The organism is Microcoleus sp. K4-B3 (assembly GCF_036704615.1).
Lineage (GTDB): Bacteria > Cyanobacteriota > Cyanobacteriia > Cyanobacteriales > Microcoleaceae > Microcoleus.
The window spans coordinates 311,841-335,458 of record NZ_JAUBSF010000001.1 but is presented as its reverse complement, the minus strand read 5'-3'; the positions used below and the strand labels follow the sequence as shown (position 1 = coordinate 335,458).

General features: G+C 46.7%; 23 protein-coding genes, 1 tRNA gene and 1 pseudogene. 15 read left to right on the top strand and 10 right to left on the bottom strand.

Annotated features, from left to right (window positions below; all coding sequences use genetic code 11):
- Positions 1 to 35: 35 nt before the first annotated feature.
- Positions 36 to 968 carry a methylated-DNA--[protein]-cysteine S-methyltransferase gene (locus QUA78_RS01360; protein WP_333398513.1) on the top strand — a complete coding sequence of 311 codons (933 nt, stop codon included), beginning with the start codon at positions 36 to 38 and terminating at the stop codon, positions 966 to 968.
- A gap of 168 nt (positions 969 to 1,136) precedes the next feature.
- On the opposite strand, the gene QUA78_RS01355 is transcribed toward QUA78_RS01360, so the two are convergent.
- The 3 genes from QUA78_RS01355 to QUA78_RS01345 form a co-directional block, all read right to left on the bottom strand.
- Positions 1,137 to 1,361: a DUF433 domain-containing protein gene (locus QUA78_RS01355; protein ID WP_333302384.1), complete on the bottom strand. Its 225-nt coding sequence runs from the start codon at positions 1,359 to 1,361 to the stop codon at positions 1,137 to 1,139.
- A gap of 1,157 nt (positions 1,362 to 2,518) precedes the next feature.
- On the bottom strand, positions 2,519 to 3,421 hold the full coding sequence (locus tag QUA78_RS01350; protein WP_333302382.1) for an alpha/beta fold hydrolase: 903 nt from the start codon (positions 3,419 to 3,421) through the stop codon (positions 2,519 to 2,521).
- Positions 3,422 to 3,497: 76 nt separating this feature from the next.
- Complete coding sequence (locus QUA78_RS01345) at positions 3,498 to 3,881, bottom strand: Mth938-like domain-containing protein (protein ID WP_333302380.1); 384 nt, start codon at positions 3,879 to 3,881, stop codon at positions 3,498 to 3,500.
- Between the two features lie 15 nt (positions 3,882 to 3,896).
- On the opposite strand from QUA78_RS01345, the pseudogene QUA78_RS01340 reads away from it, so the two are divergent.
- Positions 3,897 to 4,079: pseudogene (locus tag QUA78_RS01340) on the top strand (HNH endonuclease); the annotation flags it as partial.
- Between the two features lie 48 nt (positions 4,080 to 4,127).
- Positions 4,128 to 5,525 carry a cytochrome P450 gene (locus QUA78_RS01335; RefSeq protein WP_333302378.1) on the top strand — a complete coding sequence of 466 codons (1,398 nt, stop codon included), beginning with the start codon at positions 4,128 to 4,130 and terminating at the stop codon, positions 5,523 to 5,525.
- 32 nt (positions 5,526 to 5,557) lie between these two features.
- Here QUA78_RS01335 and QUA78_RS01330 read toward each other — a convergent pair whose 3' ends face one another.
- On the bottom strand, positions 5,558 to 5,881 hold the full coding sequence (locus QUA78_RS01330; protein ID WP_333302377.1) for a hypothetical protein: 324 nt from the start codon (positions 5,879 to 5,881) through the stop codon (positions 5,558 to 5,560).
- A gap of 299 nt (positions 5,882 to 6,180) precedes the next feature.
- The gene (locus tag QUA78_RS01325) at positions 6,181 to 7,116 is read right to left on the bottom strand and encodes a class I SAM-dependent methyltransferase (RefSeq protein WP_333302375.1); all 936 of its coding nucleotides are present in this window, start codon (positions 7,114 to 7,116) and stop codon (positions 6,181 to 6,183) included.
- Positions 7,117 to 7,449: 333 nt separating this feature from the next.
- Here QUA78_RS01325 and QUA78_RS01320 point away from each other — a divergent pair, with 333 nt between their 5' ends.
- From QUA78_RS01320 to QUA78_RS01305, 4 genes are all read left to right on the top strand, one after another.
- The gene (locus tag QUA78_RS01320; RefSeq protein WP_333302373.1) at positions 7,450 to 8,352 is read left to right on the top strand and encodes a hypothetical protein; all 903 of its coding nucleotides are present in this window, start codon (positions 7,450 to 7,452) and stop codon (positions 8,350 to 8,352) included.
- Positions 8,353 to 8,587: 235 nt separating this feature from the next.
- On the top strand, positions 8,588 to 9,529 hold the full coding sequence (locus tag QUA78_RS01315) for a glutathione S-transferase C-terminal domain-containing protein (RefSeq protein ID WP_333302407.1): 942 nt from the start codon (positions 8,588 to 8,590) through the stop codon (positions 9,527 to 9,529).
- 234 nt (positions 9,530 to 9,763) lie between these two features.
- Positions 9,764 to 10,402 (top strand): PadR family transcriptional regulator, encoded by a 639-nt coding sequence (locus tag QUA78_RS01310; RefSeq protein ID WP_333302371.1) that lies wholly within the window; start codon positions 9,764 to 9,766, stop codon positions 10,400 to 10,402.
- A 137-nt stretch (positions 10,403 to 10,539) separates the two neighbouring features.
- A complete protein-coding gene (locus QUA78_RS01305; protein WP_333302369.1) occupies positions 10,540 to 10,725 on the top strand; it encodes a hypothetical protein in 186 nt (61 codons plus the stop codon).
- 7 nt (positions 10,726 to 10,732) lie between these two features.
- On the opposite strand, the gene QUA78_RS01300 is transcribed toward QUA78_RS01305, so the two are convergent.
- Together QUA78_RS01300 and thyD are read right to left on the bottom strand one after the other, a co-directional pair.
- Positions 10,733 to 11,773 carry a nucleotidyl transferase AbiEii/AbiGii toxin family protein gene (locus QUA78_RS01300; protein WP_333302368.1) on the bottom strand — a complete coding sequence of 347 codons (1,041 nt, stop codon included), beginning with the start codon at positions 11,771 to 11,773 and terminating at the stop codon, positions 10,733 to 10,735.
- Between the two features lie 200 nt (positions 11,774 to 11,973).
- On the bottom strand, positions 11,974 to 12,900 hold the full coding sequence (thyD, locus tag QUA78_RS01295) for a thylakoid membrane protein ThyD (protein ID WP_333302367.1): 927 nt from the start codon (positions 12,898 to 12,900) through the stop codon (positions 11,974 to 11,976).
- A 148-nt stretch (positions 12,901 to 13,048) separates the two neighbouring features.
- Between thyD and QUA78_RS01290 the strand changes: the two genes are divergently transcribed.
- Positions 13,049 to 14,680 (top strand): DUF3352 domain-containing protein, encoded by a 1,632-nt coding sequence (locus QUA78_RS01290; RefSeq protein WP_333302365.1) that lies wholly within the window; start codon positions 13,049 to 13,051, stop codon positions 14,678 to 14,680.
- A gap of 172 nt (positions 14,681 to 14,852) precedes the next feature.
- On the opposite strand, the gene QUA78_RS01285 is transcribed toward QUA78_RS01290, so the two are convergent.
- From QUA78_RS01285 to QUA78_RS01275, 3 genes are all read right to left on the bottom strand, one after another.
- A complete protein-coding gene (locus tag QUA78_RS01285; protein WP_006632682.1) occupies positions 14,853 to 15,050 on the bottom strand; it encodes a hypothetical protein in 198 nt (65 codons plus the stop codon).
- A 197-nt stretch (positions 15,051 to 15,247) separates the two neighbouring features.
- Positions 15,248 to 15,664 carry a tetratricopeptide repeat protein gene (locus tag QUA78_RS01280; RefSeq protein ID WP_333302364.1) on the bottom strand — a complete coding sequence of 139 codons (417 nt, stop codon included), beginning with the start codon at positions 15,662 to 15,664 and terminating at the stop codon, positions 15,248 to 15,250.
- A 126-nt stretch (positions 15,665 to 15,790) separates the two neighbouring features.
- Positions 15,791 to 16,144, bottom strand: coding sequence for a HesB/IscA family protein (locus QUA78_RS01275; protein ID WP_172187584.1), 354 nt, complete (start codon positions 16,142 to 16,144; stop codon positions 15,791 to 15,793).
- Between the two features lie 245 nt (positions 16,145 to 16,389).
- Here QUA78_RS01275 and QUA78_RS01270 point away from each other — a divergent pair, with 245 nt between their 5' ends.
- The 7 genes from QUA78_RS01270 (at position 16,390) to QUA78_RS01240 (ending at position 23,295) form a co-directional block, all read left to right on the top strand.
- Positions 16,390 to 18,036 carry a DUF6930 domain-containing protein gene (locus QUA78_RS01270; RefSeq protein ID WP_333302362.1) on the top strand — a complete coding sequence of 549 codons (1,647 nt, stop codon included), beginning with the start codon at positions 16,390 to 16,392 and terminating at the stop codon, positions 18,034 to 18,036.
- Between the two features lie 108 nt (positions 18,037 to 18,144).
- Entirely contained in the window at positions 18,145 to 18,399 is a 255-nt protein-coding gene (locus tag QUA78_RS01265; protein WP_333302360.1) for a hypothetical protein, read from the top strand.
- A complete protein-coding gene (locus QUA78_RS01260; protein WP_333302359.1) occupies positions 18,389 to 18,760 on the top strand; it encodes a type II toxin-antitoxin system PemK/MazF family toxin in 372 nt (123 codons plus the stop codon). The genes QUA78_RS01265 and QUA78_RS01260 overlap by 11 nt, the downstream gene beginning before the upstream one ends.
- Positions 18,761 to 18,820: 60 nt before the next feature.
- Positions 18,821 to 20,257: a 9,9'-di-cis-zeta-carotene desaturase gene (gene zds, locus QUA78_RS01255; RefSeq protein ID WP_333302357.1), complete on the top strand. Its 1,437-nt coding sequence runs from the start codon at positions 18,821 to 18,823 to the stop codon at positions 20,255 to 20,257.
- A gap of 102 nt (positions 20,258 to 20,359) precedes the next feature.
- Complete coding sequence (locus tag QUA78_RS01250) at positions 20,360 to 20,806, top strand: SRPBCC family protein (protein WP_333302356.1); 447 nt, start codon at positions 20,360 to 20,362, stop codon at positions 20,804 to 20,806.
- A 259-nt stretch (positions 20,807 to 21,065) separates the two neighbouring features.
- A complete protein-coding gene (locus QUA78_RS01245; RefSeq protein ID WP_333398512.1) occupies positions 21,066 to 23,135 on the top strand; it encodes a serine/threonine-protein kinase in 2,070 nt (689 codons plus the stop codon).
- Between the two features lie 86 nt (positions 23,136 to 23,221).
- Positions 23,222 to 23,295, top strand: a tRNA-Val gene (locus QUA78_RS01240).
- Positions 23,296 to 23,618: the final 323 nt, after the last annotated feature.

The following is a 23,618-nucleotide window of genomic DNA, read 5'->3' as shown; positions in this document are numbered from 1 at the left end:
AACCAAAATTCCCTTGACTTAGACAGATGAATTCGATGAAGAATGCGAGTGTCTATGCTAGCGAAGATTATCACCGGATTGCTCGGGCGATCGCCTTCATGCGACAACACCACCTAAACCAGCCCAATCTGGCAACTGTGGCCCAACACATAGGACTTAGTGAATATCATTTTCAACGGCTATTTACTCAATGGGCCGGCATTAGCCCCAAGCGGTTTTTGCAATATCTGACAGTTGAATATGCCAAGTCAAAAATCACTCAGACTAAAAGCCTTCTAGACCTAACATTGGACGTGAGACTATCGAGTCCCGGACGATTGCACGATTTATTTGTGAACTTAGAAGCAATGTCACCTGGGGAGTTCAAAGCAGGCGGAGCAGGTTTGCAAATTCGTTATGGCATTCATGATACCCCGTTTGGCACATCTCTAATTGCTACAACTGCCCGCGGTATTTGTAATCTTTATTTCTTGGAGACAACAGACGAACAAGCCGCCACACAAAGACTGCGATTGGCATGGAAAAACGCTGAAATTATCCGCGATGAGCAAACCACTCAATCATTGTGTGACCTGATTTTCAATTCAGAAACTCTCAGCGAACAAAAACCACTAACGCTCTTGGTAAAAGGCACTAACTTTCAGATTCAAGTTTGGCGAGCACTGTTGCAATTGCCATTTGGGGCGATCGCAACTTATCAGAGTATAGCTCAAATGGTAGCTCGCCCAACTGCTGCTAGAGCTGTAGGAAATGCGATCGGTAAAAATCCGATCGGCTATCTAATTCCGTGTCACCGAGTCATTCGAGAATCTGGAGAAATCGGTGGCTATGGCTGGGGAGTAGAGCGTAAAACAGTCATGTTAGGTTGGGAAGCTAGCCGTACAATCTGCGGAACCACCCTCGCAGGAATAGAGCCATCTAACGGTGTCAATCAGCCGCCGCAGACTACCTCCGTTCCCAACACATAACCTCTGTGCGATCGGGTGCATTGGCGTTGTTTTGCTGCGTCGCCTAGAGAACTTTTAAGAACCTCCGACTTCAATCACCGTTCTTTTTTCCCGACCATCCCATCTCAACAACTGTGCGTATCTCGTAATCAGCAAGTTCACGCTGTAAAGGTCAGTCGGGCACATTCATCAAGCAGGATTCGCATCGGCTGTCAGCATTTGCTTTGCTAATTCAAGAGCTGCAATTGTCTGTTCCCGACTGACACTAGGGAAATGGTCTAGAAATACCTCTAATGAATCACCAGCCTCAAGATAATCAAGTAGGGTTCTCATTGGCACACGAGTCCCAACAAAAACAGGGGTTCCCCCCAGAATGTCGGGGTCGCTATGAATAACACGGGATGTTAATGTCATCACAAATTCAGCCAACTGGCTACCAGCTTTGACAACAATTGTATCCCAAAGTCATTTGATTTTCGCGAGCATAATGCCAAACAAACGATCGCTAGCATCCATTTCATCTAAAACTACAACTTTTAGCAGTTTAGGTTGGGAAGCTAGCCATACAATCTGCGATCGATCGGGAAGAAAAGCTGAATTTACATGACTACACTATCGACGCGAATAAACCGAGGAAGTCATATGGGATAAGAGATAAAACCCACGGAACCACCTCGCAGGAATAAAGTGGTCTAACGACCAAGCTCACCGGGCGGGCGAAGCCGATTCCGGTGCATCTCCTTGTTAGGTCATTATTGCCTGACCTTACTGACCTTGACGGATTGAATATATTTGGTCTGCAAATTAGACAGAGGAAGATTATCGTTAATTGAATACCAAATTGAGTTCTCAATCCAGAATCGATATATAAATTCCGGAAATGTCTCTGCGCATTCCACGGTTTCGCTAACTATATTAGAGTAATCAAATGGATCGTCTTCGTTTATCATTGCGTCAAATATATCTCTGTCATAAAACAATGACGAGGCAACCACCGTGTTTGGTAAATCATTTTTTAGCAGCAAATACCACATTACGCACGACTGCGAATCATTCATGAACCGCAATGCGTAGTACCCCGGATTGCATGGGACAGGAATTGGGCTTTCTGATAATTCCAGAAAACATGCTGTGCAAGTCGGCACCTGAGCCTGCAAATTCTTATCAGAAAGAAATCTAATGAATGAATCCGAAATTGACAACCCAAGTAATCTGCACTTTTGGACAACATCCTTTAGGTTGTCTATTGTATTGTTTGGCGAATCCAATGTACACGAATATTGGTGGCCATCATTTGTAAATAGCCACGAAAAGTCATTTTGAAAATCACCAATTTTGGGCACCTTGCCATAGTCAACAACACAATAAGTGCCATCACAATCCCATAATTCCCCGTGTCCCGAGGTGATCCACACTTTCTGAATTTTCTCAATGTCTCTATTCATAGGAGGTGGGCCAGACTTATAATTGTATCGAAGTTGCGGTAGAATACCTAGTATAATCAAACAATACCTCTGCTCAATGATGTATGTCAACCCCTTCTTACTCCCCATCAGAATCTCCCTTCCTTTCTACTTGAGACTCCGATTGTAGAAATCAGCAAGTTTGTCAACGTACCTTTTTGGGTTCGTATTGTAGCTTTCTGGATGTTTCTTCGCATTGGTTTCCCAATATTCGGCCGAAGGATATGCTTCTCTGAGTTGGCGAGCGTTTTGTATAGGCGTATAAGGATCGATCGCACTGTGAACGATCAAAACTGGTCTAGGGGAAATACGACCTATCTCCTGCACGGGCTGAGAAGAAGTTAGATCGTATCCAGTCAACAAATGTCCAAACATCATGGTAGAAAGAAGAAATATCCCAGGTAATCCTGAAGCTGACTGCCAATGCTTCTGAATAATTGGATAAACCTCTGCGTAACTACTGTCAGTGACCACTGCTCCGATGTCAGAGTCATCTGCTGCTGCTCCAATTACAGTAGCAGAACCCATTGAAAAACCTAAAACCCCAATCTTTTTTGGCTTAAAGCCCCTGATTTTAAGCCAATCCACTGCTGCAATAACATCTCGCCTTTCTGTAATTCCAAAGGTGAAGCGAGAATCAGCACTTTGCCCATGTCCTCGCAGATCGATCGTAAGTATCGAAAAGCCTTTTTGATTCATAGCTGAACCAAACTCGGCAAACTTTCCAGCAAGCTCACAAGTCCGACTGGAATTCAATCCATGCACTAAAATTAATACTTTATCTGTTGCTTTTTCTGGAATAAACCAACCAGCAATCTCCACGCCATCAGGTGTACGAAATGTTACATTTTCAGGAGGAACAGCAAAAACAGATGCTTTAAGAGGGTCAAAGCATCTGTTTGGCTTTGAAAGAGTATGTCCTGCATAAGCGGAGATGCCGAAATAGGCAACAACTAGAAATGCTGAGATACCTGAAGCTAACTTGATAAAAAGATGCTTTTGGGCTTTCATCTATTTTGTTACCTAGTTCTTGAAGATTATTTTCAGCGAATGTTCTAGAGAATTTCCTGGCTGCATCGGTACCGCGTTAACACGTTGAGTGAAATATTCCCCCGACCTTCTTACCTTGTTGCATTAAATTGTTGAAAAGGTCTACAGCCAATTTGGTAGGCCCAATATAATACTCAATACCTCTTTGATGCAGCAGTTCTTCAGTTTCGGGACAGGTATGTAGCATGAGTTCCATACCACGTGTCAAAACCATAAATTCTATACCTTGCTCTAAAATTTCTTCGATATCAGCAGGTTGAATACCTGGTTGGTGACGAGTACCTGTGAGTCTCCAATCCCATTCCTTAGCACCTCCCGACCATACTTTACAATCTTTGAATTGACAAGTTTGGCCGTCAGTGGTTATCTTAATACGTCCCCAGGAGATATGACTAATTAGGCTTTTCTGAGAATTGCTCATGATCTTGTTTTTGCCATTGGAGGTAAGGATGAGTACAAAAATCTTCAACTATTGCATCGGCATTGTCACGATGTTAAAACTAAAACTGGCTTGGAATTAATCAGAAAACATAACCTGGAACTCGTATCTTCCGGAAAGAAACCTCAAGCAAGTCGGAAGAAGGGGAAGCCCTCAAATGACAAGAGTACACCCGAGTAGCCGTGTGCGGTGAAAGTGGCAAGCACGGTTCCGAATGGGAGGGAGAAGATGTTACCATCTTCTCTCGACCCTACCTGTATCGCCAGTTTTGCAATGACGCTGCCTACCGGATCTCGTTCTCCTGCCCTGTTCCAAACGCTTTCGCTGGTAGCTGACCCGATCGCATTTTTCGATCGCTACTCTGCCAAATACGGCGATACATTTACTGCCCGCGTGTTGGGGCCCGCTTCGCCCCCCGTGGTGTTTCTGGGCCGTCCAGAAGCCATTCAGGCGGTGTTTACGACGTTAGCCGATGCCTTTGAGTTTGGCAAAGTGACCAACGTATTTCGCCCGCTGGTGGGAAATGAATCCCTCATTATGAATGAAGGGCCGCGACATCTGCGACAGCGACAGCTATTAATGCCCGCCCTGCATCGGGAACAGTTGCACAGTCAAGGGCATTTGATTGTTGATTTGACGAAAAAGCAGACGATCGACTGGAAAGCCCCAGATGCGATCGCAGTCCGCGAAGAAATGTCAGAAATTTCGCTGCAAGTAATCTTGCAAGTCGTGTTTGGATTAGTGCCGGGAGAGCGCTACGAACGCTTGAAACAATTGCTCAGCAAGCTTTTAGAGGCGATTACCTCTGAACTGTACTCGATACAATTTTTCTTTGAACCGTTGCAGCAAAATTTGGGATCTTGGAGTCCGTGGGGGCAGTTTTTGCAGCAGATGGCGCAGATTGACTCGCTGATTGATGCGGAAATTGCCGAGAGGCGATCGCATTCTCTCGATTCGTCTCGCACGGATATTCTGTCGGTGTTGATGATGGCCCGGGACGACACCGGCGAATCCATCGGCGATCGAGAATTGCGCGATCAGTTGATGACGCTGTTGTTGTTGGGACATGAAACCACTGGATCGGCGTTGACTTGGGCGTTTTACTGGCTGCATCAGTTTCCCGAATGTCTCGCTAGATTGCGGCAGGAATTGGATGAATTAGGCGAGAATCCCGATCCGATCGCGCTTTCGCAGTCGCCCTATTTAACAGCAGTCTGCAAGGAAGCGCTGCGGATTTATCCAATTGCGTTAATTTCGCAGCCGCGCAAGGTGAAACGGACGATCGAACTCGAAGGCTATACATATCAACCGGGAACGATTTTAATCCCCTGTGTCTATTTGGCGCACCGTCGCCCTGAAACCTACGAAAATCCCGCCGGGTTCAATCCCGATCGCTTTTTAGACCGCAAGTTTTCCGCCTCTGAATTTTTACCGTTTGGAGGCGGGAGTCGAAGCTGCATCGGGATGGCGTTATCGATGTTTGAAATGAAGCTGGTTTTAGCAACGGTGCTGTCTTCGCGTGAGTTTGTATCGAATCTCGATCGGTCAATTCGTCCGGCGCGCCGGGGAATCACCTTTGTGCCGCCCGATCGGTTTCGATTAACGGTTGTGGGCGATCGGCGTTAGATTCAGTAAAACGCCGTGTCAAGAAAGATATGTTATTCGATGAAAATCCCAGCAACTTTGTCTCCATTCATAGTCATGTGTGCCACAAATTCATCTCCACCATCTTCAAAACTCAGCTTCCACAAATAAATCTGACTATTACCTTGTTTTATGTCGCCAAAATAATTAAATGAGTATCCCTTTTTCATGCGTGAAGCGAGCTGCTCGCTAACATCGTCAAACATTTTTTGTGTAATGCTCGCTTTGTAGCCTGCATCACCGACTGTAGTAAAAAGCTCGTAATTCTTCGATGCAGTGGCATCCAAGATAACCTGCAAACAATCGATGACGTTTTGAGAGGGGGCTGTCGGGTTCATGAAGATGTCCTTCTTTTAGGGTTTTATCACAATGTGTAACAAATGGGGCTGTAAATAGCTCCTACGGCTGTCTAATATCAAATCCGGTAGCATGGGAATTATTATATCGGTAGGGTGCGCGGTTGCAGAAATCTTTAAATCCACAGATTAGACTATTTACACTCACGCACCGTCCCAAGGATTGAATAATATCTATGCAACTTTACCATTTATAGCAGTTTTAATCGGATGAAATACAGCTTTAGACACGGCAGTGCCGTGCCCTATCCGATATCTGTAGTTCACTATACTGAAAAGCGCTACATTGCCTCAGCAACAATAGTCCGGTGTCGGACTGTATTGCAAGTGATTGTCGGCTGTGCAAAACCAGAATCAACTAAAGCTTGCTCAATATCCAACCCAAAATACTGATCCAAATAAGGCTCCGTACTCTTGAGCAAAGTCAAAATATAAGGAGGCATTTTGGCATAAACTTCCGACCGAGGATTCATATCCATAATTGTCAAATGTCCGCCAACACGCAGCAAACGCCTCGCTTCCCGGAACACTTCTCTAGTAGCTTTCTGCGGCAATTCGTGACAAACTAGACAAATAGAAACTAAATCAAAAGCAGCCGCCGGCAAACCAGTAGATTCAGCAGCAGCGTGAACCCAAGTCGGAGATTTTTGATTTAACAATTCAGATTCTCGTTGTTGGGAACGGTATTTAGCAACTGCTAAGAAATAAGGTGACAATTCCACCCCAGTCATCTTCGCTTCCGGGTAAACATCCCCAAGAGCAAAGGTACTCATTCCCACACTGCATCCCAAATCTACAATATCCTGCGGTGAAGAAGCAATCTGAGATTTGATGACTTCGTGATAGCTGGCGCGGAGTTTAGCATCGCCTTCTGCACCCGCTTCCGGCCAAATTCCCGCGTGAACTGTACGGGCGGCAACTTCAACTTCTGTAGCAGATTCCCAACTCATATTACCTTTTTCATAAGCGTGGAATGAAGTTAGATAATATTTCGGGTAAACAAGATCGGGATTTTGGACGCTGAGCAATTCTGCATCCCAATTTCGAGCTAAAAGTGCTTGGGCTTCTTGTCGCCAATGCACTCCGATTTTTTCGGCTCTTTTTATCATCATTTCCCGTGCTTGGTGCTTGGCTAGATTAGCCAAAGGTTTGATGGAGAGTACGCCATTTACTAAGCGCGAGGCTAATCCCGGAGTTTTGTTAACTGCAACAGTCATCTTTTAGGTTTTTCTATTTTGCGCCCTCTACTTTAACACATTTGGGCGATTTTGAGTTGGTCAATATAATGAAACTTAACTTGGTGCGGGCGAGTGAAATGCAAATGTTTTGTGAAAAAGACTTTTTTTAATGAACCGCAGAGGGCGCAGAGAACGCAGAGGAAGAAAAGAGAGAAAAGATAAGAGTAGGGCAAAACAGGCTGGGATGGTATAATATTTATTTGTGCTTACCTATTTAGTTCTGGGGAATTTACAAAGGAATCTGGAATCGGATTTGCCGAAGATGGAGTATTTGGAAGAACACTATCAAGTATGGCTATTTAGGAGTTTGTCGTGAGCAAATCAATTGTTGAATTGGTTGACAATTTGCCGTCTTCTGGGATTACTGTGATGATGCTAAAATCCCTGGATTTTGTGGTTCCGGGCGAGTGGAATAATCTCACGGGTTTTGATAATACTATTCAAGCGGTGACAGGGGAAACCGATCGCACATTTGTTCGGAAAATTCGCGACCGGGCGATCGAGCTTTACGCCAACCCCAACGAGCCATATCAAGGCGCAGTCAGGCTTTATCAGTTAGCAGACAGCGCCGACAGTGCGTTAGGTGCAACGGCTATGGCGAATAAAATCGGCGAAAAAATCGGCTTACTCTCCTTCATGAGCCGCCTCACTCCCAAAGCTGACACAACTCAAACGATCGACTTGTGCGTCAAAGTGGCGATCGAGCTCATAGTCTTCTGCAAACTTAACAACATTTCCCTTAACAACGTGGGAAGCTTTGCTAATTATTTATCAGACTACAAAGGCGAATCTCTGATGCGGATGGCTGCATTAGTATGCGCTGACGGTTTAATTCCCCTTGGCCCGGACTTCCTTCGAGTAGCCCAAAATACCCTAGGCGGATTGAATGCTTCAAGCTTGCAGCAAAACTCAACATTCCAAAATATCAGCAACCTAATTCCCGGCACAAATAATTCACAAAAGTTCGGATTTGTGACAGCAACTTTCGCCTCAGCCCAAGGTTGGATGAACAATTTAGTACAGTCTCGCGGCTTAACTCCCGCCACAGTTTTAGGCAATCTCAAGCAATACGTTGATGTTACTGATGACAAATTGGATTATGTCGCCGCGTTTTTAGACATGACTACCAATTATTACGAACACACGGGAATTCAGACGGTTGCTCGCCAATTGATCGATCGAGCATACGCCGAAATAGCCTTTGGCAGATACTAGAATATAGCATTTCTCAGTTGAGTGAAGTACAGATATCGGGTAGGGACACGGCAGTGCCGTGTCCCTACAGCCGTACAAATCAAGTCCTAGCAGAGAGGGATTAAGAAACCGTCGATCGCAATGTGAGTTAAAATAAGCAGATTATGTTTAGCAAACCTCTTTTAATCGCATTGTGAAAAACAAATCGCTCCCTTCATCCGTAACAGTCAAGCTCGGCAAATTTGTCTGGACATCAATGTGGCAATTAATGATGTCAAAACTAGCGCCGCCCGATCGCACCGGAGCATACATTCGCCCCAGCAGCAGTTTCCGCAACTTTGTCAGCACAGAAGCAGACAACCCTCACGGGCCCGCCACAGCACGATATCGCCTCTTCGTGGGTACGGGATGCCCTTGGGCGCACCGCACTCTGGTGACGAGAGCGCTCAAAGGGCTGGAAGATGCGATATCCGTGTCTATTGTCTATCCCTCGGAAGGGGGAATGTGGGTGATGGAGTCGGAGACTTTTGGCTGCAACACGATGCCGGAACTTTACCAGTTGGCTTTACCGGGCTATCAGGGGCGGTGTACGGTGCCGGTGCTGTGGGATGACTCGAAAAAGGCGATCGTCAATAACGAGAGTTCGGAAATTATTGTGATGCTAAACTCGGAGTTTAACGAGTTTGCTAGCAATCCTCAAATGGATCTTTATCCTCTGGATTTGCGAGAACAAATCGATCAGTGGAATAAGAAGATTTACCAATCGGTGAATAACGGCGTTTATCGCTGCGGTTTCGCGCAATCTCAAGCTGCTTATGACTCGGCTTGTAGTGAATTGTTTGCTGTTTTAGACGAGATCGATCGATCGCTCTTGAGGAGTCGTTATCTTTGTGGCGATCGGGTGACATTAGCAGACGTGCGGCTTTTTACGACTCTATTCCGTTTTGATGCAGTTTACTACAGCTTGTTCAAATGCAATGTGCGCCGCATTCAAGATTACGAGCATTTGGGAGCTTATCTGCGCGATTTGTACCAGTTACCGGGAGTTGCTGGCACTTGCGATTTGGAGGCTGTGAAGCGCGATTATTACGGCAATTTGTTCCCGCTGAATCCCGGCTGCATTATCCCCGCTGGGCCCGATCCGGCGAGTTTGCTCAAAGCTCACGATCGCGCCGGGCTCAGAAACCGGGTTTCTTAACAAAATCGCGCGTGAAGATGCCAGAATTATCGCAGAAACCCGGTTTCTTGGAGGGTCGCGTGCGGACTCAAAAACTGGGTTTAGCTCGTTCCCAGACTCCTTCCTGGTAACGAGGACAGGCTTTTGCCAGAAAACAAAAAACTCAATCACCGTATCTTTACAAATCTTTATCTAAAAATTACCGATATATCGCGATATATCGTATAGTAGAGAAAGTTGATTTTGGATTCACATATGTTTAGACGCTTTCGTTTCCACTTTCCGGCGCTTGTATCGGCAGGAGTCAGTGAAGAGGATCTATCGTTTATCAGTCATTGGTTCGAGCATGGCAAGGATCGTGGCACGCCTCATCGCGGACATCACGGCAAGCACTTTGGCGATGAAGTATTTGGTCGCGGGTGGGGAGATGAACACCGGACTCGTCGGGGTGACATCAAGTTCATCCTGCTGGAATTGTTATCCGAACACCCTGCTCATGGTTACGATTTGATCAAAAAAATGGAAACCCACAATAGCGGTTTCCGTCGTCTCAGTCCCGGCTCAGTATATCCAACACTCCAGATGCTGGAGGACGGTGGTTATCTAAGCAGCACACAGGAAGGCGGTAAGAAGATTTACACGATTACTGATGAGGGCAGACAACTCTTGGCTGAGCGTGCCCAACAGGAAACTTCAGGCTCTCCTTGGGATGCCTTCAAAACCGTAATGATGGGTAAGCCCCAAGAGTTTATTGAGTTGCGGAATGTGACAACAGAATTAGCTGCTGCTGTGATGCAAGTTGCTCGCAGTGGCAATGTTGAGCGAATCAATCGGGTGCGCGAGCTTTTAGAACAAGTTAAACGGGAAATTTACGGTATTCTTGCTGAGAAATAAGTGATATCAATTCCGGTTGCATCGGAATTATATTACCCACAATCAGGACACGGCAGTGCCGTTTCCCTACCACGATCAATTGTAGGGACACGGCACTGCCGTGTCCTCTATATCATTCCGGTGCAGCCGGAATTGATATGAGTGCGATCGGATATAACCATCGACAACACGGCAAGGTCGGACACGGCAATGCCGTTTCCCTACCCCAAAATAATCACGAACACTCCATCATAGATGTAACCATCGCCCGATTAATTGTAGGGAAACGGCACGGCCGTGTCCTGACTGTGGGTAATATCTGGTCAGTTTCGCCTGGAAACTGACCACTTATTAATCAACATCATTTATAGTCTCGCTAAATGTCCTGACTGTTATTTCCCTGCCTAAATCCTGAGCTAGTAAATCGATACCGTCAATAACTTTATTTGGCTGTGCAATACTCAAAACATCATAGCATTTTTCCCGATAATCGGGACGATCTTGGAAATACTGAATCGCTCGATCGAGCGGTTCCATAACTTGATAAGCTGCTTCCGCTTTGTCGATCGCCTCTTGGGGAATCGGAGTCGCTAACCTTTGCATAGCCAAGTCAATTAAATCTCTAGAATTTACCCGATCGCTCGGCCATCGATCCGCATTAGCCAACAACTTTTCTGCTATACTATCCATTTGATTCAAACAAGGAACAGGCGACCAATTTGGATAATTGGGTTCGCCAAACTCAATTCGCCCTTCACAAACCATCTCGAATTTAATAGTAGTGCCGTCAACAATAACAGGAAATCTTATCCCATACTGGTTTGCTTGAATATCGTTCGGGAGAACAATGCGTGAAGCGAAGCTATCCCCAAGAGAATCGCGACTAGCAAAAATCGCATCATAGCCTCCTTCGGCAACTTTTCGGCGCAGGAGATGGTAGCCATCATCCATCGGACACATAAAGTCAATATCCTGGCTCAACCGATATTCTCCGTGTTCCATACTTACCAGCGTTCCGCCGCCAAAATACGCCCGACATTCCTGTAGAAATTCGACATTTAAGTGGCTGAGTACAGTTAATATCTTTTGATGAATTTCGCGTTTAAACATTGCTTGAAAACTTACCCAATTTTCGGGATTTTTTGGCGATAAACTGCTTCCCAGTTCCGCTATTAACCAAGACTGATAGTGTTGGCTGATTAGTTGAATAAAAGCCAGTTCCTCGGAGCTAGGTTTTCCCAATACTCCCCAATAATTCCAGCCCGATTCGTAGCGGGATAGCATTTCCTTGAGAGTCATTTTTTTGACATCAGCAATTTGCCAGCAGATAGCTTGAAGAAATGGAAGCTGTGCGGGAATTTTAAAGGTGGCTGCCACTTCTTCTTTGTTCATAAGTTTTTTCTTTTTTAATGAACCGCAGAGGGCGCAGAGAACGCAGAGGAAGAGAAGAGAGAAAAGAGAAGATAACCGAAGCTGACTCTGGTAAACAGTCCTGGACGTAGAATTTATATCTGTAGGGTGCGCACTGCGCACCTTACCGCTATGAGTATCGAACTAATATTCGGCAGGTTCTGCCCCTAGGGACGAAGGATTTAATTACCTGCTAAAATCTCTGCCAGTGCTAATTTCAGCGTCGGATATTGATATTGAAAACCGCTAGCTAAAGTTTGTTTCGGCAACACTTTCTGCCCTTCCAAAACAACTTTTGCCCCGTCTCCCAACAGCATTTCTAAAGCAAAACTTGGCACCGGCAACCAAGAAGGCCGACTTAAAACTTCTCCTAAAGTTTGGCACAATTCATTCATCCGCACCGGATTAGGTGCTGTCGCATTCAAAACACCTTGAACTTGCGAATTTTGCAGAGCATACAAAATTAAATCAACTACATCCTCGCGGTGAATCCAAGAAAACCACTGTTTTCCTGTCCCAATCGGGCCGCCTGCAAATAGTTTAAAAGGTGGCAGCATTTTTGCCAACGCGCCTCCCATTCCCAAAACTATCCCCAGCCGCAAAATTGCTAGCCGCGTTCCCGCATTTTTGGCAGGTTGGGCGGCTGCTTCCCAGTCTTTGCAAACTGCTGCTAAAAAATCGTTTCCCGCAGGGCTCGTTTCGTCAAACTCAGCGGTTTCGCTGGTTCCGTAATAGCCGATCGCCGATGCGCTAACCAACACAGATGGTCTAGGATTAGCATTGACGATCGCCTCGACCAATTTTGCAGTCGTCAGTTTGCGACTGTCCAGAATTGCTTGCTGGCGCGCCTCCGTCCACCTTTCCTCCGCAATCGGAACTCCTGCTAAATTGACAACAGCGTCGCAGCCCGCGATCGACTTTTGCCAATCACCAGACTCCGCAGGAGTGTAGGCGACAACTTGCAAATTCGGATAAGCTGAAGCCGGAAAAACTCGCCCAGCCTTCGCCGCATCCCTGCTCAAAACTACCACTTGATGTCCCGCAGCTTGCAGCTTTTCCACCAGTCGGCTACCTACAAATCCCGTTGCTCCCGCGATCGCTACTTTCATCTTTTACCCGCAATGCACATCAACAGTAGTTTAGACGATCGTCCAAACTTGTTTTGAATTATACAAAAATAAAGAGCAGCCTCGATCGCCTCCCCACAAGCTTTCTGTATTTTGATTAAACTGATATGGGACACGAGGAACACAAACCATGCCTGCAAAAAAATCAAAGCTTCTAATTGCTGCCTCCATCGCCGCAGCAGGTAGCGCTGGGGTCTACTTTTACTTCCAGGGTTTGGGCCAACAAGTATCCAACCCTCAAGACAGCGCCAAAGTTGTGCCCGACGAAGCAATGATGGCCGCGTTCATCTCCCCCAATCCCCAAGCGCTGGCCAAGTTGCAGCGATTTGGCACCCCTGGGGCTCAAAAGTTGGTCGGTCAGGGTTTGAAGGCCTTTCAAGAACAAAGCTTGGCAGGCACTCAAATCGACTTTGACAGGGACTTAAAGCCTTGGCTGGGGGGGGTGATGGTCGCTTTGTTGCCCCCGGATGCTGCGGCGAATACAGAGCCTCCTAAGCTGCTGGTTGTAGTCAGCGTGAAAAATAAAATTAGCGCTTGGAATTTTGCTAATAAATTAAAATCTCAGCCCGGTGCAACTACTCAAGAAACCGAGTATAAAGGAGTTAAAATTTATGAGATTGCAGAGCCAACTGGCAAGCGCTACAGTGTGGCTTTGCTGAACGACCAATTAGTGATGGCTCCTTTGAAAAAGCCTGTGGAATTGGCGATCGATACTTTTAAAGGAGAACCCTCCCTCGCCACCCAGCAGAGCACAACTAAGTTTTTTGCAGAGAGTGCTGGTGTCAAGAATCCGATCGCAACTGTTTATATTGCTGACTATCCGGCGGCAATTGAGCAATTGAAAGCTAATTTGCCCGCAGATATCCAGTTGCCTTGGACAGTGTTTTCGCAGTTCAAACAAGTCAAGTCTTTGGTTGCGGGAATTGGGGCGGATAGTGAGGGATTGAGGGTAAAAACTATTGCTCAGTTAGACCCTAAATTCGTGCAGCAAAATCCACAATTTGCATCGAAATTGTTGCCCAGATTTCCGGATGAAACTATTGCTTTAGTCGGAGGCAAAGGCATCGATAAAATTTGGTCGCAAGCAACCGCTGAGGCAAAAGATAGCCCGGAAGTTGACAGGGGAGTTCAGCAGGTGAGGGATAGTTTTAAGCGGTTGGATTTGGATGCGGATCGGGATGTTTTTGGTTGGATGAATGGGGAATTTGCGATCGGGGCGATCGGTTCCAATCAAGGCATTTTGTCTCAGTTGGGGATGGGGGCGGCGATGATTTTTGAAACGAGCGATCGCCCTGCAGCCGAAGCAACCCTGAAAAAACTCGATGCGATCGCCAAAAGCAATCCTACAGTCAGTGTCGCCCCCAGACAAGTTCAAGGCAAAGAAGTTACGGAGTGGCAAATACCCCAGCAAGGCACTTTATTCGGACACGGTTGGCTGAATGAAAATTCTGTGTTTGTAGCTTTCGGCGGGCCTTTAGTCGATGTGATTACTTCGATGCCACCGCAACCGCTAAGCAGCAGTCCGAGTTTTCAGGCGATCGCCACTTCTTTACCGCAAGCCAACCAAGGTTACTTTTATATAGATATGGAAAAAACCATGTCTTGGGCTAACCAATATTTGCTCGCAGTACAGCCAAATTTAGTTTCGCCGCCAGTCGCTGAATTGCTGAATTCTCTCCGAGGAGTTAGCGTAGCCACAGCTTCGACAGCACCCTCAACAGCGCAGTTGGAGATGCTTTTTGCGTTCAAATCTAACAATTAGGGAATTTGTAATCGCTAATTTGTAATCGGCAATTCTTCCTTAATTCCTTCTATCCCTTAAATCCCGTACACGGCTTTGTTGCCGGACTTTTTCCTGACCAAAAAAAGATGCTGCCCTCTAGGGAGGGCAGCTACTCAAATAAAGCATCTTAAAGTCTCTCAAAACTTCAGAATTAACCTTCAGACATTCCCGATTTATTCGGCAATTGCAAATCATCAGGATCTACATAATGACAAACTGCTTTGTCCATGCAAATCAAGGCCCAGCCGGATTTATCGATGCTCATCAACTTGTAAGAAGCTGGCTGAATAAAGAAACCTTTGTGGTTGCGGGTTGCGGGTTTGATGTTAACGTGGCTGTCAGTGCTCATGCTTTTTACAACTCCTAGTATTTTCGTAGTAAAATCTGAAAACCGCTGAGCGGGTTTGTCAATCGTCTAAGTCTTCAAATACTAGCACTGACTTCCTGAGTTTTCCATAAAGTTATTTATTGATTTATTACGACATCGTAATAAACCGCAAAACCGATTTCTTCGATCCCCGCCCAAAAATCGACTTGTTTGCGCGGTTACGGCTCCAGAAGCCACTGTTTAACGCGGGCGAGACTTTTCCAGTCGGGTTTTCGGGTTAATCCTTCTTCAAAATTTTTTTTAACTTCGTCGAGCAACTCTTCGGAAGCCATCAGGAGTTGCTGAGCCACTTCTACGTGGGGGCGCACTCCTTTTTCTTTGAGATCGAGGATTGCTACTGCTAGGTTGATGCGAGCTTGGGGGTCGTGAGGGTTCAATTTAACGGCGGTTTTCGCTGCCTTTTGAGCCGGTGCGGGTTTATTTTCTAACAGGTAGAGCCACGCGAGGCTAGCCCAGGCATTGCCATTTTTGGGAGCTTTCTCGCACACTTCTTTAAACACGGGGATCAGATGAGCCGGGGCTTCGCCAGCTTGGTAGCGATCGAAACCGTCTTTAAACAATTCTTCAGGGGTCATTCGATTTTAGATTTGGGATTTGAGATTTTAGATGGGAAAGAGCATGGGGTGCGGGACGCAACAAGGCAGTCCGAGGCATTCTCAGCAATTTAGCAATTACCAATCCCCTATGCTCCATTTTCCCATTTATGTAGAAAAAGAACTGCCACAGCCGCAAGTTTGAGTTGCGTTGGGGTTAGTAAACTGAAAGCCGCCCCCGATCATAGCATCGCTGAAGTCGAGAACCAAACCGTAGAGATAAAGAATGCTCTTGCGATCGCAAACTACCTGAAAACCGTCGTAGTCGAACACTTCATCGTCGGATTTCACAGTGCTGGGATCTGCGAAATCCATCACGTAAGACATACCAGAGCAACCACCCTGGCGCACCCCTACCCGCAAGCAGAGGTCTTTACCTTGTTTTTCTCTCAGAGCTAAAACTTGACGGACAGCAGAGTCCGTCATTTGAATTCCACGCTTTTGTGAAGTGGCTTGAGTCATAATTTGCCGAACTCCTGAGATTGTCTAATGCTAAGAGTTTAATCTTATCCCTCCATTGTACAGGCATTCGCCAGAAGGCTTTTGGTTAGATGCTGAAGGCAGAATTTTTACCTTGTAATTTTTAATTGCCCTAGGGCCTCGTTCCCAAGCTCGATGTCCTCTCCCCCTATAGGGTTTATGATTGATAAGCAGCGGTTGACCGGCTACCGGCACCGCAACAATGCTTCACCCAACGGGCTTACTCTATGGCAGCGCTCAATCGCACTACTCTTCGTCGGCTACAAAACTTACCTCAAATTCCCAGCGTGTGGGAGGGCGATCGCCGACCCTTATCTAATGCTGACTCGCACATGATGATAGATGACGATGACGTTCTAGAAGCTGGTGGCGAGTGCATTCTCTGGGTGGACGGCTCCGAAGGAGTCGTGAGGGCTATGGACATGGTAGGCCCAGATGCCGGGCCAGAGGCGATCGTCCGGGCCCTGCTACGGGCAATGGAACATCCCCAAAGTCCGGCCCCTGCAGGTCGGCCCCAAAAAATAGTAGTCAAAAACCGAGAAATTCAATTTTATCTGCGGGGCGTACTTCAAGATTTAGGCATTTCCATTGACTACGTGCCGGAATTGCCCTTAATTGACGAAATATTTCGCGGCATGGAAGAGGTCGCGATCAACAGACCTCCTGAGTTGCCCCCTCAGTATGCTGAAGTTTTAATGGAAAAAGCTGCTCAAATTTGGCAAGATGCTCCGTGGCGGACTTTGAGCGAACACCAAATTATATCTATTGAAATCAATCAGTGGGATGTCGCCAGCCTCTACGTGTCCGTATTGGGGCAAGGCAGAATGGATTACGGAGTTTTACTGTACCGCTCTCTAGAATCCTTGAAGCGGTTTCGAGAACGAGTCGTCAACGATGAATCTTTTGAAGATTTAGAACAGGCTTTTTTAGGGCAAGACTGTTTGTTTCTCACCTTTGAAAGTTCCACAGATATTGATGAGGACGACGAAGAAGAAATTGATTTAGCCGATTTGCCTCCATCGGAAATTGAACCAAATTTTGGCAACCTGCATCCTTTAGAAGGATTGCGATCGATTCTTTACGAAGAAGAAGCCCTCACGATGTTAGTTGCTCTCGAAGCATTTCACCGCTTTTTCCGCAACGGCCGCCGGAAATTGGGAGCAGAGACGTTTCCCAATCTCAACAGTCGCTACCGCATCCCGGTTCCGCAGTCTGACGGAGAAATTCAACAGGTATCCGTTAAAGTTTCGACAATGCCCGATGTGTCCGACGAATTATTACAGATGCTCGGTGATGACGATGATGATGACGATGATGATGATGAATTTGAAATGCCACTGCTGCGGGACGATTTGGTGCCGCAAAATTCATTTTTGAGTCTCGGCGCCGTACCTTGGGAAACCGTAGAGTTCCTGCGCGCAAGTGTCCAGTTTCACCAAGGTGCAGAAAGTGATATTAATACCGCCGGAGATGGTTTGCCGGTGGTGATGATCCAAACTTCTCATCCGAAGGCGAAAACGATGATCCAGGATTTGAAAGAAGCTGGAGGGGTGAAGGCAATTGGTTTTAATCCGGGCGAAAATCCTTTTCAGGATGAGCAATACGACTTGGGTATTTTGCAAACTAAAAATGGGGATCTGTATTTGTTTGGGGAGTTTAATGAAAACGATCCGGTGCATCAGGAAGCTCGCCAAAAGTGGGATCGCCGCTGTAAATTAACGAACGGTTGGTGCGGTTTGATTATTGCTAAAGGGTTGATGGGTGCTTCTCGCGGTCAGCCTCAGTTTAAGGATATGGTTGCTTTGCTTGAGGTGCGCTGGGTCTCTGCTAAAGAGTTGGGAATTGGGCCGCTTCAGTTGATGCCGATGTTTTAAAGTTAGTTGACTGTTGACTGTTGACTGTTGTGAGAAGGAAGAGGTAAAAGTAATTTGTCAGGTGCGCCGCAGCGCACCCTAGTTTTTAAATTATTCAGGAGAATGATTATGTCAAATTCTACTCAAAAGCGAGAAGTGTTAGTCTCACTTGATGGTGAATTAGCTGATAAAATAGACCAGCTTACTGATAATTGGACGGAGGCGATCGAACAAGCTCTCCGTCTCTGGTACGCTAAGCAAATAGAAGATAAGTTGCGGAAGTTTTATCAAAACCGCAGCCAAGAAGATATTGAGGATGAAAAAGAGTGGTTTAATTTTGTAGAGGAACAGATAGAAGAAGCATGGATTAGTGATGGACTCTAACTCAACACCGAAAACTTATCCCCGCCAAGGTGAGATTTACCTTTCAAGAGCTTTGCGTCAGTTAGGAGATACCAAAAAAAGACCTGTAGTTGTGGTTTCTCCCGATATCCGCAACGAGTTTACCGATTCAGTCATTGTTGTTCCTTTCACAAGTAATATTGCAGGATTAGAAAATCCTACTCGTGTCTTGATTCCGGCGGGTGAGGGAGGATTGCAAGCTGATTCTCTAGCTGTATGTGAAAACGTTTCTGCTTTGCGGCAGACATTCCTAGAACAAGGCCCTTACGGTCACATTAGTGCCGATGTCCTAGCAAGAATTCAGAGGGCTATACAAGTGTCGATCGGCATTTATGAACTTTGAATGTTTCGGAAATTCTAAATTTTGTTACAATTTGTAAAAGTACTGTAAAGGATAGGTAAAATGCGGGTTGCGATCGCAGGTGCGGGACTGGCTGGAATGACCACAGCAGTCGATTTAGTGGATGCCGGCCACGAAGTAGAAATTTTTGAATCCCGCCCCTTTGTCGGCGGCAAAGTTGGCAGTTGGGTAGATCCCGACGGCAATCACGTTGAAATGGGTTTGCACGTCTTCTTCGGCTGTTATTATAACTTATTTGCCCTGATGAAAAAAGTGGGAGCATTTGACGATTTGCTCCTCAAAGAACACGTCCACACTTTTATCAATCGAGGCGGCGAAACCGGTTCTTTAGATTTTCGCTTTCCGGTGGGTGCTCCTTTGCACGGTTTGAAGGCGTTTTTTACTACATCTCAGCTATCCGTACAAGACAAAATTCAAAATGCGATCGCCCTGGGAACTAGCCCGATCGTCCGAGGTTTGATAGACTTTGACGGGGCAATGAAAACTATCCGCGATTTGGATAAAGTTAGCTTTGCTGACTGGTTCCGCCGTCAAGGTGGCAACCAAAATTCGCTCAAAAGAATGTGGAATCCGATCGCCTACGCACTGGGTTTTATCGACACTGAAAATATTTCTGCCCGGTGTATGTTGACAATATTTCAATTCTTTGCATCGAAAACCGAAGCCTCTGTCATGCGGATGCTAGCTGGTTCTCCCAACGAATATTTGCACAAACCAATTGTGGAATACTTGGAAAGCAAAGGAACGAAAATCCACACGCGGCGCCGAGTTCGAGAAATCCAGTTTCAAGAAGGTGCAGAAACTCACGTAACTGGTTTGGCAATAGCTAGCGGTGAAGCGGAAGAAACTATTACCGCCGATGCTTATGTTTTTGCATTAGATGTGCCGGGAATTCAGAAAATATTGCCCCCAGCTTGGCGGAAATGGTCGGAATTTGACAACATTTATAAGTTAGATGCCGTGCCAGTTGCTACAGTACAATTGCGGTTCGACGGTTGGGTAACGGAACTGGAAGACGAAGCCAAGCGCAAACAGTTGAGTCATGCTGTAGGAATCGATAATTTGCTATATTCAGCAGATGCAGATTTTTCTTGTTTTGCAGATTTGGCACTGACAAGTCCCAAGGATTATTATCAAGAAGGACAAGGTTCGCTGTTGCAGTTGGTGCTGACACCGGGAGATCCGTTTATTAAACAAAGTAATGAGGCGATCGCCCAACACGTACTCAAGCAAGTTCAGGATTTATTCCCCTCAGCGCGGGAATTAAATATGACTTGGTACAGTGTAGTTAAGCTCGCTCAATCTTTGTATCGCGAAGCACCGGGAATGGATGTTTTCCGCCCTGCTCAAAAAACTCCGATCGCCAATTTATTTCTAGCAGGAAGTTACACTCAGCAAGACTACATTGATAGCATGGAAGGAGCGACACTTTCAGGCCATCAAGCGGCTAAGGCAATTCTCGAAGCTTACGGTCATTAGTCATTAGTCGTCTCTCGTTTTCTCTGGTTCCCAGGCTATGCCTGGGAACAAAAAAGAAACAATTCTTCAATCTAAAATCTAAAATCTAAAATCTAAAATCGCATGACTGATTGGTTAGAACACAGCGTCCAAGTAGAAGTGGCAATTCCCATCGAATTAGCGTGGCAACTCTGGTCGGATTTAGAGCAAATGCCGCGCTGGATGAAGTGGATAGAATCAGTTCGCGTTCTCGAAGACAACCCGGAATTATCGCGCTGGAAACTCGCAACTGGCGGGTTAGAATTTAGCTGGCTTTCTCGGATTGTCAAATTAGTGCCGAATCAGATAATTCAGTGGGAATCGGTAGACGGTTTGCCAAATCGGGGTGCGGTAAGATTTTACGATCGCAAAAACAGCAGCATTGTCAAACTGACAGTAGCTTATGGAGTTCCCGGCTGGCTGGCAAAATTGATGGACAATTCATTTCTAGCGCGAGTAGTTGAATCGACTCTTATGGCTGACTTGGAAAGGTTTAAAGAGTATGCTCTGAAAGTTAAGGCGACATCTTAAATTATGAGGACGGAAGTCATGACTACAAACTGGTTAGTAGTCATGACTTTAGTTTTTTTATTTCTAATTTAGGAGTTATGCACCCGAACAAAGAAACCGGGTTTTTTAACCGAGATTGAAAGTTTTAAGCAAATATTTTGGTAAAAAACCCGGTTTCTGGTAGCCCGTGCGTCCAGGACTATAATTGTAATGCGAGAGTCGATCGCCCTTTTGCCTCAGTATCATAGAGAGATGCTGCTGATTCCTTCTCGCTTCAGTTATGAGTTACTGCCTAAACCCCACCTGTCAAAACCCGCAAAATGCCGACCGTACCCAATTCTGCCTGAATTGCGGCTCCAAACTGTTGCTGAGAGAGCGTTACCGCGCCATCAAACCCCTCGGGCGCGGCGGTTTCGGCCGCACTTTTTTAGCAGTAGACGAAGACAAACCCTCAAAACCGCGCTGTGCAATTAAACAGTTTTTCCCCCTATCCCAAGGTACCAGCAGCAGCGAGAAAGCAGCAGAATTATTCAACCGAGAAGCGGTGCGGCTGGACGAGTTGGGGAAACACCCGCAAATTCCCGAACTGCTGGCGCACTTTCAGCAGGAACGCTATCAGTATTTGGTACAGGAATTTATAGAAGGTCAGAATTTACAGGAAGAGTTGGCGCGGACTGGGCCTTTCAGCGAAAGTCAGATTCTCAGTCTGCTGAAGGATTTATTGCCAGTATTGCAGTTCGTGCACGATCGCAGTGTAATTCACCGAGATATTAAACCGCCCAATATTATCCGGCGCCGCATTTCTCAAACTCCCATCATTTATACTTACCCAACATTCACTGGGGAATTAGTTTTAGTTGATTTTGGCGCTGCAAAAGTTGTGGAGGGTTTGAGAGAAACCGGTACAGTCATCGGTTCTCCCGAATTCGTCGCGCCGGAACAAATTAGAGGTCAAGCGGTTTATGCCAGCGATTTGTATAGTTTGGGAGTAACTTGCCTTTATTTGCTGACTCAAATATCTCCTTTTGATTTGTTCGATATCAATCAAGATGTTTGGGTTTGGCGAGACTTTTTGAAGGTTCCAATTGATCCGAAATTAAGTCGCATCCTCGACAAAATGATCGAACCAAGTCTCAGTCGCCGTTACAAATCAGTAGCTGAGGTATTGAAAGATTTGCAGCCCCAGCAGTCGGCGGTGCAGGTTCCGACTCCGGCGGCCCCTGCTATTTCCATGCCGCAGAGGATGCCTGTGGTGCAGAATGCAGTGCCGCCAACGCTTGCAGGCACAATTATACCTGTGCCGCCGATGCAGCGGGTTGTGCCCGCACGCGCGCCTACTTGGAGGTGTGTTCATACTCTGGTAGGGCATTCCAATGCTGTTACGTCGGTAGCTTTCAGTCCAGATGGCGCGACTTTAGCTAGCGGCAGCGAGGACAAGACGATCGAGATGTGGAAGTTGGATGCGGGTAAGCGGTGGTACACTCTTACGGGTCATTCTGACTGGGTGACTTGTGTGGCGTTTAGTCCAGATGGCGCGACTTTGGCTAGTGGGGGCCGGGACAAAACAATTCAAATTTGGGATTTGAATAAGGGTAAGTGGTGGTACGCTTTGCGGGGTCACGAGGATAGGGTTTATGCTGTGGCCTTCAGTCGGGACGGTCAGGTTTTGGCTAGCGGCAGTCGGGACAAAACTGTGCAGTTGTGGAATTTGAATAAGGGAAGGCGGATGTCGGCTTTGATTGGTCACGCTGGCGGGGTGGAGGCGGTGGCTTTTAGTGCTGGCGGGGAGTTTTTGGCTAGCGGCAGTCGGGACATGACTGTGCAGTTGTGGGATTGGCAAAATGGTCGATCGATTTGTACTCTGGCGGAGCACGGGGATTGGGTGCGGGCGATCGTTTTTGCTCCGACCCCCCCCAGCCCCCCCTTGGTAAGGGGGGGAGTAGGAGAGGGATTGACTTCCTCTGTGTCCCCTGCCGGTCAGACCCCCCCCAGCCCCCCCTTGGTAAGGGGGGGAGTAGGAGAAGGATTGATTCTAGGGACGGGGAGTCGGGATGGTACGGCGAAGCTGTGGCGGGTGGATGCACAGGGGCGAGGAACGCTGTTGCGGAGTATGAGGGACAATTCTGGGGATGTTTTGTGTGTGGCGTTCAGTCCCGATGGTCGGGTTTTGGCGACGGGGAGTCGGGATGGTACGATTTATTTGTGGGATGCGGGTACGGGGGGTTTGCTGGAAATTCTGACGGGCCACGGGGGGGAGGTTTTGTCGGTGGCGTTTAGTGCTGATGGGGGGAGTTTGGCTAGCGGTGCGGGCGATCGAACTGTGAAGATTTGGCGGGGGATTGGGCATTAGGGGCGATGTCAAGAGTGCCCGCCTAACAAATCTCATATTTATGCTTGACAGGCGATCGAATGTTGTGCTAAATTAGGAATTCGTGAGGACGCATAGCTCAGTTGGTTAGAGCACTACGTTGACATCGTAGGGGTCACTGGTTCGAGTCCAGTTGTGTCCATACCTAAAACCCGCCCACAAAGCGGGTTTTGTTGTTTCTAAAACTTGTTTCTACAACCAAACTGCTAGATTTGGCATTCTCAATTAGGAATGACAGAATATGTCTAGGTCAGAGATTTAGTAGAGTTGCCACGTTTCGTCGAGGCTGTTGCTGAGCAGTTGCATAGTTTGCATGAGTTCGGTGTTAAAGAAATGCTAGCCCGATTCTCGTAGGCACCATCCCCATCCGCGAACAAAGCGCAAGCAAGCAGAACAAGAACGAAAACCAATGTTAGAATGCGAGCACCTTACACTGTCCGAAGCAGAAGCCGCTAACCGGATTAA